The following is a 13,845-nucleotide window of genomic DNA, read 5'->3' as shown; positions in this document are numbered from 1 at the left end:
ATCTTAGAAATTCAACCGCGCCAAAGAGCGCGTCCGGGAGATTGTCATGAACGTGCACACCCCCGCTTTGGCTAAAGCTCACCGTTTCGACGAACCGACGTCGGTATTCGCGCGCGACGTCATCCACGATTTGTCGCGCGCGCCGAAACGGCTGTCGCCGAAATATTTCTACGATGCGACGGGCTCCGAGTTGTTCGAACAGATCACCGTGCTGCCCGAATACTATCCGACCCGCACCGAGCTCTCGATCCTGCGCAACCGCAGCCGGGCCATCTCGTCCATCGTTCCGGACGGGGCAGCACTGGTCGAATTCGGAGCCGGCTCGACCACCAAGGTGCGGCTTTTGCTCGGCGAATGCCGGCTAGGGGCCTACGTGCCCGTCGATATCTCCGGCGAATTTCTCAATGCGCAGGCGCAAGCCTTGCGCGCCGATTATCCGGGCCTTGCCATTCATCCCGTCACTGCGGACTTCACCGCCGCCTTCGAGCTTCCGGAAGCGGTGCGCGACATGCCGAAGGTCGGCTTTTTTCCGGGCTCGACGCTTGGCAATTTCGAACCGGGCGAAGCCTGCAAATTCCTCAAGAGCGCGCGCACCATCCTGGGCAAAGGCGCCCGCATGGTGATCGGCGTCGATCTGGAAAAGGACGAACGGACGCTCTACGACGCCTATAACGACACCGCCGGCGTCACCGCGCGGTTCAATCTCAATGTGCTGCACCGGATCAACCGCGAACTCGGCGGTGACTTCGACGTCGGCGCCTTCATTCATCGCGCGGTCTATAACCGCGACCGCCATCGCATCGAGATGCACCTGATCAGCAAGAAGGCGCTGACGGCCGAAGTGCTCGGCCAGAAGTTCTCGTTCCGCCCCGGCGAGAGCATCCATACCGAGAACAGCTATAAATACTCGATCGACCGTTTCGCCCTGCTTGCGCGGGTCTCAGGCTGGTCGCTGCTGCAATCCTGGACCGATGAAGCGGGCCTGTTTTCGGTTCACGCGCTGGAAGCTTCCGATTGAGGGTTGTCCGGCCGCGACCGTAGCGAGAGCGATTCCCAGACCGCGACGATCCCCATCAGGACCGTGGTGGCGATCGAGAGCATCAATGGCGATAGCTCTGCGCCGTACCAGCCGAGCACACCGAGCGCGACAATGCCGACGCCGTGCGACAGCTGAAGCCAGCCGCGGACGGCGAGCTTGAACAGGATCGCGCCGATCAAAAACAGCATCGGCCCGCCGACGGCGCTGACAATCACCCTCGCATCGGAATGACCGGCCGGATGCTGGAGCACGACGTCGTCAGCGACCGCCGACAGAATGATGCCGGCGACGATCGGCAGATGCAGATAGGTGTAGGCAAGCCTCGCCAGCCGCCCCGGTTCGCTCGAATTCGAGATCAGCTCAGAGCCGGCCTCCGCGCCCTTGTGGAAATAGATCCACCACATCGCGAGCGCCGCCACGAAAGCCGACAGGAATGCCACGACGACTTCAGAGGTCCATTTCAGATCGGCAAAGGTCGCGCCGGTGACGACGATGGACTCGCCAAGTGCGATGATGATGAAGCCGGCGCAGCGCTCGGCAATATGGCCGCCCTCGACATACCAGTCCGTCACCGACGAGGCGCCGTATTTCGGAATCCAGAACCGCACCGCGGGCGAGACGTATTCGATGGCGAGCGCGATCGCCCACAACACCAGCCGCGGTTCTCCCTCCGCGAGACCACCGGCGATCCAGAAGATGCCCGAGGTTGACAGCCAGACCAGGATGCGGATGGCGTTCATCCGGGCGCCAGTCTGGGCTGGCGACGTCGACAGCAGCAAGAAGATGGTGCGGCCGACCTGCATGGTCGCATAGGCGATCGCAAACCACAGGCCGCGCGAATCGAAGGCCTTCGGGATCGAGGTCGACAGCACGAGCCCGCCCAGCATCAGAAGAAACAGAAGTATGCGGACGGGTGTGAGCTCGGGGTCGAGCCAGTTGGTGATCCAGGAAGTGAAGACCCACACCCACCAAACGCTGAGCAGCAGCAAGGTGGTTTGTAGCGCGCCGATCGGGGTGAAATGCCCAAGCAGCGTGTGCGACACCTGCGTGACCGCAAACACGAAAACCAGGTCGAACAGCAATTCGGCGTAGGTGACCCGGCTATGCTGGTTCGGCACAATGGGACGATACAGCGCCCCGCGCTCGGTATCCGACGCCATGGCGCCCCTGCTTGCTCCTTATTGCCGCTAGTGGTCCGATTCTAACATTTGCATCCCGGTCTGGCTGGCACTTTTGCAAATGTTAGAATCAAAGGACCACTAGCAAATATAGGTTTCTAGTGGAGTTTTGGATTTGACATTCGCATTGCGCATTCCGGGCGACAGGGTAGCGAATGTCAAATCCACTCCACTAGCCGACCGGCCGGGTTATTCCGGGACGCCGGTCTGCAAGGCGAGCGCGTGGAGCACCCCGCCCATCTGGCCCCGAAGCGATTGATAGACGAGCTGATGCTGCTGAACGCGGGACTTGCCCCGAAAGGATTCGGAAATCACGGTGGCCGCGTAGTGATCGCCGTCGCCGGCAAGATCCCGGATCGTCACTTCGGCATCGGGAATCGCGGCCTTGATCATCGATTCGATATCGTGGGCGTCCATCGGCATTCCAGATTTCTCCTTGTCCTTGAGCGCGGCACGCGGCCCCCGGTCGGCCGGCTGGAGCGCTTCAACTTAGCGCGAATGGCCTTCTGGGTCACGCCTTCTCGCACTATATTCGGCCGAGGATCACAGGAAGGCCCGGCGGTTTTCGCGGGCCGAAAAGGCAGAAGATCATGAAATTGCCAGGCCCCGACCATCCGATCACGATCACGGCCAATCCGCGGCGCGTGCGGGTTTCCGCAGGCGGCGTTGTGATCGCCGAATCCAGCGACGCATTGTCGCTGAAGGAAGCGAGTTATCCGGCGGTGAACTACCTGCCGCGCAAGGACGCCAACATGGCGCTGCTGAAGCGCAGCGAACGGACGACGCATTGTCCCTACAAGGGCGATGCGAACTATTTCAGCATCGTCGCCGACGGCAAGACCATCGCCGACGCGATCTGGACTTATGAAACTCCGTTTCCGGCCATGACCGAGATTTCCGGCCACCTCGCCTTCTATCCGGACAAGGTCAAGATCGAGGAGTAGCGTAGGCCTTACTTCGAGCCTTTCCGGAAAGTTCCTTCCCGCCTTCACGGCGCCATGACCGGGGATTTCCCAGGCCACGGCCCTCGCCTGCCGGTTATTCCATGCGCTGGAATCCGACCGGATTGCGGCTGACGACGCTTGTTGAATCGCGGTCGGCGCGGCAACATCGGCAGGCATCAACATGCCGGAATGTGCATGAGCGTCGTTTTACCCGCCACGGAAGCCACAGAGACCAGACCGGTCGAAACCAAGCCAGTCCTGGGCACGCGCAATCTCGCCTTCGACCGCGCGCGGAGCTGCATCATTGTCATGGTGCTGATGCATCATTCCGTCATCCCCTACACTTATTACGGCCACACCGACAAACAGTCGTTTCTGCCCTTTGATGGGTTCGTGACTTTTAACGACAGCTACTTCATGGCGGCAATGTTTCTGCTGTCGGGACTGTTCGTGTGGTCGAGCCTGAAGCGAAAGGGCGTGGGCGATTTCCTGCGCGGACGCCTGCTGCGCCTGGCTCTGCCGTTCGCCATCGGCGCGGTCATCCTGATGCCGATGGCCTATTATGCGATCGAGCTTCGAAACGCCGGCCCGGGCGCGGGCTTCCTCGCCTTCTGGTGGAAGACGATCACGGTCGGCCCATGGGAGAGCGGCCCGATCTGGTTTCTCGCGGTGTTGTTCATCTTCGACATGTGCGCGGCCGCGGTCTTCAGCATCGCACCCGGCTTCGTCGAAGCCCTTGGACAGATCTCGACCGCGAGGCTTGAGAATCCCTTCTATGCCTTCTGGATGTTTCTTGCCGCATCCGTGATCGTCTACGCGCCGTTCGAATTCTATCTCGGCATCGGGCGATGGCTCACGCTCGGACCGCTCGCCGTTCAAGCCGACCGGATTCTGCTCTACCTGCTATATTTTTTCACGGGCGCGGGCATCGGCGCTGTCCACGGCGATCGCAGTCTTCTATCGGACGAAGGTGAACTGGCGCGGCGCTGGCCGGCTTGGCTCGTCGCCACGGTCGTGACCTATGCCGGCCTGATCGGGCTCATCTTCTACAAGCGCGAATACCTCGCCGATCCCAACGATCCTCCGGGATGGTGGAACGCGGCTCACTCGTTCTTCTTTGCCTCATTCAGCGCATCGCAGACCATCAACCTGCTCGCGCTGTTCCTGAGGTTCGACAGCCGCGGCAGAAGCATTCTCGATCCGTTGCGCGAAAACTCGTTCGGGATTTTCCTGATCCACTACGTGCCGCTGCTGTGGCTGCAATATGCGCTCTACGGCGTTACGCTGGCGCCTCTCCAGGAGGAAACGGCAATCCTGAAAGCCTTGATCGTGTTCGTGCTCACGCTTGCGATCAGCTGGCTGGCGACGCTCGCCTTGCGCCGGATTCCCGGCGCAAGGCATGTGCTCTAGAGCAAAACGAAAAGCCGCGTCAGGCTTTGCCCGCCATATAGGCCGGAAACCAGCTCTCAAATCCGTCCTTCAGCGAAGCCACTGAAAGAGCGTCCTCGCCGGCGATCGCGATCGCATCACCGCCGGTGGTGCCGATCCGCGAACAATGCACGCCAGCACCCCTCATTTTGGCGAGAACGAGGCCTGCCTGTTCGGCCGGGACGGTGACGACATAGCGCGCCTGGTCCTCGCCGAACCAGAACGCGTGTGGCACGGTCGAGGCCGGTGCGGCCAACAGTTGCGCGCCGATGCCGCTTGCAATCGCCATTTCAGCGAGCGCAACCAATAGGCCCCCGTCGGAAATATCATGTGCCGCGGTCGCGGTGCCCGCCCGGATCATGCCGCGCACCACATCGCCATTGCGCTTTTCGGCTGCGAGATCGACCGGCGGTGGCGCGCCCTCTTCGCGGCCGCAGATGTCGCGCAAATAAACCGACTGGCCGAGCCAGCCCTGGGTCTCGCCGATCAACAGGATCGCCTCTCCTCCGGCCTTGAAGGCCAGAGACGCGGACTTGGTGAAATCGTCGAGCACGCCGACGCCGCCGATCGAGGGCGTCGGCAGGATGCCGCGGCCATTGGTTTCGTTGTAGAGCGAGACGTTGCCCGACACGACGGGGAAGTCGAGCACGCGGCAGGCCTCTGAAATGCCCTTCAGGCAGCCGACGAACTGGCCCATGATCTCCGGCCGCTCTGGATTTCCGAAATTGAGATTGTCGGTGATCGCGAGCGGACGTCCGCCAACGGCTGTGATGTTGCGCCAGGCTTCGGCAACGGCCTGCATACCGCCTTGATACGGATCGGCCTCGCAATAGCGCGGCGTGACGTCGACGGTGAGTGCGAGCCCTTTCGGGCCGTCCTCGACGCGCACAACCGCGGCATCGCCGCCCGGCCGCTGCACGGTATTGCCGAGGATGACGTGGTCGTACTGCTCCCATACCCAGCGCTTCGAGCAAAGCTCGGGCGTTGCGATCAGCTTTTGCAGCGCCTCTGCGAGGCCGATCGGCGGCTCGACCTCGCGCGCGGCAATCACGGCCCTCGCCGGTTGCGCGACATGCGGACGGTCATAGAGCGGAGCCTCGTCGCCGAGTTCCTTGATCGGCAGGTCGGCCATGACGTCGCCGCCATGCTTGACGCGGAATCGCTTGCTTGGCGTGGTGTAACCGACGACGGCAAAATCGAGCCCCCATTTGCGGAAGATCGCTTCGGCCTCTTTTTCCTTCTCGGGCTTGAGCACCATGAGCATGCGCTCCTGGCTTTCCGAGAGCATCATCTCGTAGGCACTCATGCCGGTCTCGCGCGTCGGCACGGCATCGAGATTTAGGTCAACGCCGAGATCGCCTTTGGCGCCCATCTCGACCGCGGAGCATGTCAGCCCGGCCGCGCCCATGTCCTGGATCGCGATCACGCAATCGGCGGCCATGATTTCAAGGCACGCCTCCAGCAGCAGCTTTTCGGCGAAGGGATCGCCGACCTGCACGGTCGGACGCTTCTCGGCGGAATCATCGTCGAACTCGGCTGACGCCATCGAGGCGCCGTGAATGCCGTCGCGCCCGGTCTTGGAGCCGAGATAGACGATCGGCATGTTCACGCCGGATGCGGCTGCATAGAAAATCTTGTCGGCAGAGGCCAAGCCAACCGCCATCGCATTGACGAGGATGTTGCCGTCGTAGCGGGTGTGGAAACGCACTTGTCCGCCGACGGTTGGCACGCCGAACGAGTTGCCGTAGCCGCCGACGCCGGCAACCACGCCCGACACCAGATGCCGCGTCTTCGGATGTTCCGGCGCACCGAAGGACAACGCGTTGAGACAGGCAATGGGGCGCGCGCCCATGGTGAAGACGTCGCGCAGGATGCCGCCGACGCCGGTGGTTGCGCCCTGATAGGGCTCGATGTAGCTCGGGTGGTTGTGGCTCTCCATCTTGAACACGACCGCGTGGCCGTCGCCGATATCGATGACGCCGGCATTCTCGCCGGGCCCCTGGATCACCCAGGGCGCTTTCGTCGGCAGTCCCCGCAGATGGATGCGCGAGGATTTGTACGAGCAGTGCTCGTTCCACATCGCCGAGAAGATGCCGAGTTCGGTGAACGTCGGCTCGCGGCCGATCAGTTTCAGGATACGCTCGTATTCGTCCGGCTTGAGACCGTGACTGGCGACGAGCTCGGGGGTGATTTTCGGTTCGTTGCTACGCATCAGACGATCAGGCCGCCCGGTCCATGTGAGCGACGAGGCCCGCAAACAGACCGCGACCGTCGGTGCAGCCCATGATGTCTTCGACATGGTTTTCAGGATGCGGCATCATGCCGAGCACATTGCCGCGCTCGCTGACGATGCCGGCGATCGAATGCGCCGCGCCGTTGATATTGGCATGTTCGTCGACCACGCCATCCGCCGAACAATAGCGATAGAGCACCCGCCCCTCGCCTTCGAGGCGCTTGAGCGTTTCTTCATCGGCTTCGTAATTGCCCTCGCCATGCGCGACCGGCACGCGGATGACCTGACCCGCATTGTAACCGCGCGTGAAAGGCGTATCGGAGCGCTCGATCCGCAGATGCACATCCTTGCAGATGAATTTCAGCCGCGCGTTGCGCATGAGCACGCCGGGCAAGAGTCCGGCTTCGCACAGAATCTGAAAGCCGTTGCAGACGCCAAGCACGAGGCCGCCTTTGGCCGCGAAATCGCGCACCGCATCCATCACAGGCGAGCGCGCCGCGATCGCGCCGCAGCGTAAGTAATCGCCGTAGGAAAACCCACCGGGCACCACGACGAGATCGGTGCCCCCGGGCAACGAGGTCTCGGCATGCCAGACCATCGCGGTTTCGTTGCCGGATGCGAGTTTCAGTGCGCGCGCCATGTCGCGCTCGCGATTGATTCCGGGAAAAACGAGAACGGCGGATTTCATTCCAGACCTAATTTCGAACGCTCTTTAGCACAGCTTCAAATTTTTCCAGATTGACCTGGCTAGCTGTTTCGTCGCGGGACGAACTGCTTAGCGACGCGCGCCAATTAGAACCGTCGACATCGCCAAAAGAGTAGTAAGCTTTTGAGCCGTCCATCAACTTAGCAACGCCATGCATCTGTCCCGTCGAGAGATCAATTGCAAACGGCGAAAATACCTTGCTTGGTTCTCCCAATATGTCTGACGCCGCGGCCTCTTGCTTACGTAAGATCCCTGGAAAGACCGCCGAACTGAGGGTATTAAAGCGGAAGAAGACCCTCGACCCCACCGCGCAATCGGATCGCTCACATACATAAACATGCAATTGGTTCGGGCCCTCGACATAACGCCAACCATCGACCGCTGCCGGCGCCGCGTCAGCTGAAGAAATCCCAGCAGCTAAGCTTGTCAGAAATACGCTGGCCCAGTTGCGAATTGCGAACCTCATATGCTCGGAGCGTCGTGCAGTTCGAGACGGCGTTCGATACGATCCAGACGGTCCTCGTGGCGAATCAGGGTTTTATGGACACCCGAAATTTCCTCGAAGACGCTGGTGATTTCCTGGCGAATGCCATTCTGAGCAGTCCGTGATGCCTGCATCTCCTGCTTCAGTTCGTCGAGCTTGCCATCAACCTGAGTAAGGCGCGCTTGCACCGACTTCCACACTTCAAACATCAGTTCCGGAGTGACGTCGGCCATCTTGCCTGTCCCTAAGCCTTAACCTCGATAGCATAATTCTCGATCACGGTGTTGGCGAGCAGCTTGTCGGCGGCGTCCTTCAACGCCGCTTCGGCCTTCGCCTTGTCGGCGCCCGAAAGCTCGATGTCGAACACCTTGCCCTGGCGAACGCTGGCAATGCCGTCGACGCCGAGCGATTTCAGCGCGCCTTCGATGGCCTTGCCTTGCGGATCGAGAATGCCGGTCTTCAGCGTGACGGTGACGCGTGCCTTCACGAGATTGCCCTCACCCCTTGACCAGCACCGGGCCTGAGCCCGCCGGGCGCTCGTTCTCCATCAGGATGCCGAGCCGCTTGGCAACTTCCGTATAGGCTTCGAGGAGCCCGCCGAGGTCCCTGCGGAAGCGATCCTTGTCAAGCTTCTCGTTCGATTTGATGTCCCACAGCCGGCACGAGTCCGGCGAGATCTCGTCGGCGACGATGATCCGCATCATTTCGTTCTCGAACAGCCTTCCGCATTCCATCTTGAAATCGACCAGACGAATGCCGATGCCGAGAAACAGCCCGGTGAGGAAATCGTTGACGCGGATCGCGAGCGCCATGATGTCGTCGATCTCCTGCGGCGTGGCCCAGCCGAACGCCGTGATGTGCTCCTCGGAGACCATGGGATCGTTGAGCTGGTCGTTCTTGTAATAGAACTCGATGATCGAGCGCGGCAGCTGCGTGCCTTCCTCGATGCCGAGCCGCTGCGACAGCGAGCCGGCCGCGACATTCCGCACCACGACCTCGAGCGGCACGATCTCAACCTCGCGAATCAATTGTTCGCGCATGTTGAGACGGCGGATGAAGTGGGTCGGCACCCCGATGTCGTTGAGGTGCTGGAACAGGTACTCCGAAATCCGGTTGTTGAGGACGCCCTTGCCCTCGATCACCTGGTGTTTCTGCTTGTTGAACGCGGTCGCATCGTCCTTGAAGTGCTGGATCAGGGTTCCCGGCTCCGGACCCTCATAAAGAACCTTGGCCTTGCCTTCATAAATGCGGCGTCGACGGCTCATTGGGATGTACCGTGTGTTGTTGAAATCCATGAATTTGGTGTGCTCCGGATGCCAAGAGGGACGACCCACGACGGAGCTGCCGTGAAGGCCAGGTTACTTACGAAACAGAACGAGAACCGAGCCTGGAATCGACCCTATCCGATTGGCCTATCCAGTACAATCGATCCGGCCCACCGGGCCCTAGTTTTACCGTCCAAAAGCGTGACGGTTTGACGCTCGTGACCCGCTGAATTCACAGTATTATTTAGGTATCGGACCGCCCCACCGCAACGAGACTGCGCCGCCGTCAAATGGCCGCCCGAGGAGGAACTTTCGCCATGACCACCTTCGACAAACGCGAAGAAGGCTTTGAGAGGAAATTCGCCCTCGACGAGGAGCTGAAATTCAAGGCGGAGGCGCGGCGCAACCGCCTGCTCGGCCTGTGGGCCGCCGGAGAGCTCGGCATGTCCGGCGATGCGGCAATCGCCTATGCCAAGGAGGCCGTGGCGGGCGTCTTTGCCGAAGGCGGCGACAAGGCCGTGGTGGCCAGAGTAACCGCCGATCTGTCGGCAAACGGCGTCACGGAAGACGCCATTCGTGCGCAGATGACCGAATTGATGGCGCAGGCCGTCGCCCAGGTGAAGGCGGGCGTTTGATTAACAGGCCGGTCCTCATCCTGACGAGCGGCGTCGGAGTTTATCATCGGGCCGTGCTTCGCACGGACCCGTTGGCCGCATCTCGAAGGATGAGGTTTGCGGCCCATGGTTCTCCCGGCGATGCGAAGTATCGTCCGAAGACGCGCGATTTAGGTGTGGCGCCATTCGCGAACGACCTCGCATTCGCCCGGTCTGCTCGGGCACAGCGCGCTCCTCACCATGAGGTTCGTCATCCCTCCTTGAAACCATATTCCGGCACGTTGCCGCTGGCGCCGTAATACTTGTAAGGCAGGAATTTGCCCGACATCGTGATCTTGACGCGGTCCCCCTTCGGATTGGGCAGCCGCTCCATCACCATGTCGAAATCGATCGCCGACATGATGCCGTCGCCATATTCTTCCTCGATCAGCGCCTTCCAGGCGGGACCGTTGACCATCACAAGCTCAAAGAAGCGGTAGATCAAGGGGTCGGTCGGCGGCATCGGCATGCCGCGCATCGGCACCTCGTTGAGCATCGCGGTCTCCGACTTGGAAAGCCCGAACAACTCGCCGGCATTCGCTGCCTGCGGCTTGGTCAGCTTCATCTGGCCGAGGATCGCGCCAACGATCAGCACCTCCGAATAGCCGCCGACCTTTTCGCAGATGTATTTCCAGGTCCAGCCCTTCTCGCGCTTGATGTCGAGCAGTTTCTCGGTGAGATCGGTCCGTTTCATGTTTCACTCCCTTCGTGATCGCCGGCTTTAGCCGGAAGTCCCCGTCCATGATTTCTGCACATCCGATGGCCCGCCGGAAACAGCGGCAATTGCCAACTCCGGCTTGCCGATCTTCACCACCGGCACATGGCGCGGATCGTGATCGGGCGTCTCAGCCGCAAAGCTCTTGCTCCGGCTGACCAGAAAATCAACGATGTGGTTACGCAGCGCGTAGTAATAGGGATGACGGTGCAGATCGATGCGGCCGCGGTCCTTTGGTAATGGATTTTCGACGATCTCGGCGAGCACCGCGCCCGGCCCGTTGGTCATCAGGAAAATCCTGTCCGCGAGATAGATCGCTTCATCGACGTCATGCGTGATCATGAACGCGGTCTGCCCCGTCTCCAGGCAAATGCGGCGGACCTCGTCCTGCAAGGTGCCGCGCGTCAAGGCATCCAGCGCCGAGAACGGCTCGTCCATCAGCATGATCTTCGGCGTGATCGAAAGCGCGCGCGCGATGCCGACGCGCTGTTTCATGCCGCCGGACAATTCGGACGGACGCTTGTGCTCGGCGCCAGTGAGGCCGACGAGATCGATGAACTTCTGCGCGTGCGCCTTTACTTTCGCACGATCCCAGTCGCGCCATTTCGAGGTCACGGCATAGGCGACGTTGCCGAGCACGGTGCGCCACGGCAGCAGCGCGTGGCTTTGAAAGATCACGGCGCGATCGAGGCTGGTACCTTGAATGGCCTCGCCGTCCACGATCACCACGCCTTCGCTCGGCGTATCGAGCCCGGCGAGAATATTGAGCACGGTGGTCTTGCCACAGCCGGAATGGCCGATCACACAGGCGAATTCGCCGCGCGGCACAGACAGCCAGAGATTTTCGAAGACCGCGACCTCGCCGCCCGCTGCACCCGGATATCGCTTGGCGATCGCTTCGATCGAAATGAATTTGTCGGTCATGGCGTCATTCCGGGAACGTCACCATGCGGGTGAAGCGCGCGAGGATTTGATCGAGCAACATGCCGACCAGCCCGATCAGCAGGATGGCGATGATGACATTAGTGATCGAAAGGTTGTTCCACTCGTTCCACACGAAGTAGCCGATGCCGGTGCCGCCGACCAGCATTTCGGCCGCCACGATTACGAGCCAGGCAATGCCGATCGAAATCCGCATGCCGGTGAGGATGGTCGGCGCGGCCGCGGGCAGGATCACGGTGAAGGCGCGCCGCAGCGCGCCGACTTCCAGCGTGCGCGCCACATTGATCCACTCCTTGCGCACGGCGGCGACGCCGAAGGCGGTATTGAGCAGCATCGGCCAGACCGAGCAGATGAAGATCACGAAGATCGCCGACAGGCCGGAATCCTTGATGGTGTAGAGCGCGAGCGGCATCCAGGCGAGCGGCGAGATCGGCTTTAACACCTGGATAAACGGATCGAGCGCGCGGCTGATCAAGGGCGACATGCCGATCAGGAAGCCCAGGGGAATGGCAACGATAACGGCCAGCAGATAACCGAGGCCGACGCGGGCAATCGAATAGCCGAGCTGGATGCCGAGCCCCTTGTCGTTCGGGCCGTTGTCGTAGAACGGCCGCTTCAGGTGCTCCCACAGCTTGGCGCCGACATCGAGCGGACCCGGCATCGCGGATTTGCCTTGCGTCGCGGTCGCGCCCATCAGCTTGGCATATTCCGGGCTCATGCTGGCCACCGCGCTACTGCTTCGCGTGGCGAGGTGCCAGACGCCGATAAATGCCAAAAACAGCGCAATCGAGATGACGGCCGCGCGGAAGGTCAGTGAAGACGTCATGCCCGTCACGACGACTTCCTGATCTTGAAGCTGTTGAGATAGTCGTCGGGCTTCGCCGGATCGAAGGTCTTGCCCATCACGACAAAGGATTTGTACGCGGCTTCCGGCGCGGCAAAGCCCATCTCCGCCATCGTCTTGCGCGTGCCGGTTGCCAGATAAACTTGCTCGGCGATGGCTTTGTAGTCGACATCGCCCTTGATCTGGCCCCAGCGCTTCATCTGCGTCAGCATCCAGACCGCAAAGGACTGCCAGGGGAAGGGATCGAAATCGACGCGCTTGGGATCGGTCTTGATGCCCCCTAAGCCGTCGGCATAGGTCCCGGTCAGTACCTGCTCCAGCACGGTGACCGGCGCGTTGATGTAGTTGGCCGGCGCGATTGCCTCCGCAATCTGCCTGCGGTTCTCCGCTTTGGAGGCATAGGCGGTTGCGTCAAGAATGGCCCGCGTCAGCGCCGCAAAACTGTTCGGCGCCGTCGTGATGAACTCACGGCTCGCCGCGAAGGAGCAACAGGGATGGCCGTCCCAGATCTCCTTCGACAAAATGTGCATGAAGCCGACGCCGTCATAGATCGCGCGCTGGCAGATGTTGTCGGGCGCGAGGAACCCGTCGATATTGTCGGCACGCAGGTTGGCGACCATTTCCGGCGGCGGCACCGAGCGAAGCTGCACGTCGGTATCGGGGTCGAGGCCGTGTTCGGCAAGATAATAACGCAGCAGGTAGTTGTGCATCGAGTAATCGAAGGGAATGGCGAACTTCATGCCCTTCCATTCCTTCGGATCGCGGCGATCCCGGTGCTTCATCGCAAGGGTAATGCCCTGCCCGTTGATGTTCTCGATCGCGGGCACCGCGAACGGGATCGCCTGCGCCCCGAGGCCGAGCGAAATCGCAATCGGCATCGGCGCCAGCATGTGCGAGGCGTCGTATTCCTTGTTGATGGTCTTGTCGCGCACCACCGCCCAGCCGGCGGTCTTCACCACTTCGACGTTGAGCCCATGCTTGGCATAGAAGCCGAGCGGCGCCCCCATGATGATCGGCGTCGCGCAAGTGATCGGGATGAAGCCGACCTTGAGGTCTTTCTTCTCGGGCAGCCCAGCGTCGGCGAAAGCTTCGGTCGCCGTCTTCAACGGAAAGAATTGCGAGATCGCGGCAAGCGCCGTCGAAGCGCCGACCGACTTCAGGAAAGCGCGGCGCGCGGCATCTCTCGGAAACATTGCCCGCATCACTGCCGACGCAACGACGCCTTCATAACGCTTGTCTTCGCCGGCCACTGGCTCGCAACGCATCGCAAGCGTTGCCTGTGCATGCTCGGCCTCGTAACGATGCTGGCCGCAGGCGCAACCGGCCCGCGAAAGTTCACGGTCGGCATCGAACGGATCGTCAAAGGTCGGCATGCCCTGCATTCCCTCACGCGTCTGTGGTGCGGCATCCCGCC

16 protein-coding genes are annotated in these 13,845 nt (G+C 61.4%); 4 read left to right on the top strand and 12 right to left on the bottom strand.

Features of this window, described 5'->3' with window-relative positions:
• The first annotated feature begins 46 nt into the window (after window positions 1–46).
• Complete coding sequence (egtD, locus tag BUA38_RS26485; protein WP_072822581.1) at window positions 47–1,018, top strand: L-histidine N(alpha)-methyltransferase; 972 nt, start codon at window positions 47–49, stop codon at window positions 1,016–1,018.
• On the opposite strand, the gene BUA38_RS26480 is transcribed toward egtD, so the two are convergent.
• Complete coding sequence (locus BUA38_RS26480; protein ID WP_072822579.1) at window positions 994–2,199, bottom strand: low temperature requirement protein A; 1,206 nt, start codon at window positions 2,197–2,199, stop codon at window positions 994–996. The genes egtD and BUA38_RS26480 overlap by 25 nt on opposite strands.
• Window positions 2,200–2,406: 207 nt before the next feature.
• Window positions 2,407–2,640, bottom strand: a complete 234-nt coding sequence (locus tag BUA38_RS26475; protein WP_072822577.1) for a BolA family protein — start codon at window positions 2,638–2,640, stop codon at window positions 2,407–2,409.
• A 167-nt stretch (window positions 2,641–2,807) separates the two neighbouring features.
• Between BUA38_RS26475 and BUA38_RS26470 the strand changes: the two genes are divergently transcribed.
• Both BUA38_RS26470 and BUA38_RS26465 read left to right on the top strand, forming a co-directional pair.
• The gene (locus BUA38_RS26470) at window positions 2,808–3,161 is read left to right on the top strand and encodes a DUF427 domain-containing protein (RefSeq protein WP_072822575.1); all 354 of its coding nucleotides are present in this window, start codon (window positions 2,808–2,810) and stop codon (window positions 3,159–3,161) included.
• A gap of 195 nt (window positions 3,162–3,356) precedes the next feature.
• On the top strand, window positions 3,357–4,571 hold the full coding sequence (locus tag BUA38_RS26465) for an acyltransferase family protein (RefSeq protein ID WP_072826454.1): 1,215 nt from the start codon (window positions 3,357–3,359) through the stop codon (window positions 4,569–4,571).
• A 19-nt stretch (window positions 4,572–4,590) separates the two neighbouring features.
• Here BUA38_RS26465 and purL read toward each other — a convergent pair whose 3' ends face one another.
• From purL to purC, 6 genes are read right to left on the bottom strand one after another with little or no spacing between them, the layout of a single operon-like run.
• On the bottom strand, window positions 4,591–6,801 hold the full coding sequence (gene purL, locus BUA38_RS26460; protein WP_072826453.1) for a phosphoribosylformylglycinamidine synthase subunit PurL: 2,211 nt from the start codon (window positions 6,799–6,801) through the stop codon (window positions 4,591–4,593).
• A 7-nt stretch (window positions 6,802–6,808) separates the two neighbouring features.
• Window positions 6,809–7,510, bottom strand: a complete 702-nt coding sequence (gene purQ / locus BUA38_RS26455) for a phosphoribosylformylglycinamidine synthase subunit PurQ (protein WP_072822573.1) — start codon at window positions 7,508–7,510, stop codon at window positions 6,809–6,811.
• A 7-nt stretch (window positions 7,511–7,517) separates the two neighbouring features.
• Window positions 7,518–7,994: a hypothetical protein gene (locus BUA38_RS37115; protein WP_156898739.1), complete on the bottom strand. Its 477-nt coding sequence runs from the start codon at window positions 7,992–7,994 to the stop codon at window positions 7,518–7,520.
• Window positions 7,991–8,245 carry a hypothetical protein gene (locus BUA38_RS26450; protein ID WP_072822571.1) on the bottom strand — a complete coding sequence of 85 codons (255 nt, stop codon included), beginning with the start codon at window positions 8,243–8,245 and terminating at the stop codon, window positions 7,991–7,993. Before BUA38_RS26450 ends, BUA38_RS37115 begins: the two co-directional genes overlap by 4 nt.
• An 11-nt stretch (window positions 8,246–8,256) precedes the next feature.
• Window positions 8,257–8,499: a phosphoribosylformylglycinamidine synthase subunit PurS gene (gene purS, locus BUA38_RS26445; protein WP_072822569.1), complete on the bottom strand. Its 243-nt coding sequence runs from the start codon at window positions 8,497–8,499 to the stop codon at window positions 8,257–8,259.
• 10 nt (window positions 8,500–8,509) lie between these two features.
• Window positions 8,510–9,277 carry a phosphoribosylaminoimidazolesuccinocarboxamide synthase gene (gene purC, locus BUA38_RS26440; RefSeq protein ID WP_156898738.1) on the bottom strand — a complete coding sequence of 256 codons (768 nt, stop codon included), beginning with the start codon at window positions 9,275–9,277 and terminating at the stop codon, window positions 8,510–8,512.
• Between the two features lie 317 nt (window positions 9,278–9,594).
• Here purC and BUA38_RS26435 point away from each other — a divergent pair, with 317 nt between their 5' ends.
• Entirely contained in the window at window positions 9,595–9,912 is a 318-nt protein-coding gene (locus tag BUA38_RS26435; protein WP_072822565.1) for a DUF1476 domain-containing protein, read from the top strand.
• A gap of 229 nt (window positions 9,913–10,141) precedes the next feature.
• Here BUA38_RS26435 and cynS read toward each other — a convergent pair whose 3' ends face one another.
• From cynS to BUA38_RS26415, 4 genes are read right to left on the bottom strand one after another with little or no spacing between them, the layout of a single operon-like run.
• Window positions 10,142–10,624 (bottom strand): cyanase, encoded by a 483-nt coding sequence (gene cynS / locus BUA38_RS26430; protein WP_072822563.1) that lies wholly within the window; start codon window positions 10,622–10,624, stop codon window positions 10,142–10,144.
• Window positions 10,625–10,651: 27 nt separating this feature from the next.
• On the bottom strand, window positions 10,652–11,569 hold the full coding sequence (locus BUA38_RS26425) for an ABC transporter ATP-binding protein (RefSeq protein WP_072822562.1): 918 nt from the start codon (window positions 11,567–11,569) through the stop codon (window positions 10,652–10,654).
• Window positions 11,570–11,573: 4 nt separating this feature from the next.
• Entirely contained in the window at window positions 11,574–12,413 is an 840-nt protein-coding gene (gene ntrB / locus BUA38_RS26420) for a nitrate ABC transporter permease (protein ID WP_072822560.1), read from the bottom strand.
• A gap of 5 nt (window positions 12,414–12,418) precedes the next feature.
• Window positions 12,419–13,804, bottom strand: coding sequence for a CmpA/NrtA family ABC transporter substrate-binding protein (locus BUA38_RS26415; RefSeq protein WP_072826452.1), 1,386 nt, complete (start codon window positions 13,802–13,804; stop codon window positions 12,419–12,421).
• Window positions 13,805–13,845 lie beyond the last annotated feature (41 nt).

Source organism: Bradyrhizobium erythrophlei (assembly GCF_900142985.1).
Classification (GTDB): Bacteria; Pseudomonadota; Alphaproteobacteria; order Rhizobiales; family Xanthobacteraceae; genus Bradyrhizobium; species Bradyrhizobium erythrophlei_B.
This window is presented reverse-complemented; position numbering and strand designations above follow the sequence as displayed.

Bases quoted from the DNA above. Each gene is read 5' to 3' on its own strand.
- cynS (WP_072822563.1), bottom strand. From the start codon at position 10,624: ATGAAACGGACCGATCTCACCGAGAAACTGCTCGACATCAAGCGCGAG.
- BUA38_RS26470 (WP_072822575.1), top strand. From the start codon at position 2,808: ATGAAATTGCCAGGCCCCGACCATCCGATCACGATCACGGCCAATCCG.
- egtD (WP_072822581.1), top strand. From the start codon at position 47: ATGAACGTGCACACCCCCGCTTTGGCTAAAGCTCACCGTTTCGACGAA.
- ntrB (WP_072822560.1), bottom strand. From the start codon at position 12,413: ATGACGTCTTCACTGACCTTCCGCGCGGCCGTCATCTCGATTGCGCTG.
- BUA38_RS37115 (WP_156898739.1), bottom strand. From the start codon at position 7,994: ATGAGGTTCGCAATTCGCAACTGGGCCAGCGTATTTCTGACAAGCTTA.
- BUA38_RS26475 (WP_072822577.1), bottom strand. From the start codon at position 2,640: ATGCCGATGGACGCCCACGATATCGAATCGATGATCAAGGCCGCGATT.
- BUA38_RS26415 (WP_072826452.1), bottom strand. From the start codon at position 13,804: ATGCCGACCTTTGACGATCCGTTCGATGCCGACCGTGAACTTTCGCGG.
- purL (WP_072826453.1), bottom strand. From the start codon at position 6,801: ATGCGTAGCAACGAACCGAAAATCACCCCCGAGCTCGTCGCCAGTCAC.
- BUA38_RS26435 (WP_072822565.1), top strand. From the start codon at position 9,595: ATGACCACCTTCGACAAACGCGAAGAAGGCTTTGAGAGGAAATTCGCC.
- BUA38_RS26425 (WP_072822562.1), bottom strand. From the start codon at position 11,569: ATGACCGACAAATTCATTTCGATCGAAGCGATCGCCAAGCGATATCCG.
- BUA38_RS26450 (WP_072822571.1), bottom strand. From the start codon at position 8,245: ATGGCCGACGTCACTCCGGAACTGATGTTTGAAGTGTGGAAGTCGGTG.
- purC (WP_156898738.1), bottom strand. From the start codon at position 9,277: ATGAGCCGTCGACGCCGCATTTATGAAGGCAAGGCCAAGGTTCTTTAT.
- BUA38_RS26465 (WP_072826454.1), top strand. From the start codon at position 3,357: ATGAGCGTCGTTTTACCCGCCACGGAAGCCACAGAGACCAGACCGGTC.
- purQ (WP_072822573.1), bottom strand. From the start codon at position 7,510: ATGAAATCCGCCGTTCTCGTTTTTCCCGGAATCAATCGCGAGCGCGAC.
- BUA38_RS26480 (WP_072822579.1), bottom strand. From the start codon at position 2,199: ATGGCGTCGGATACCGAGCGCGGGGCGCTGTATCGTCCCATTGTGCCG.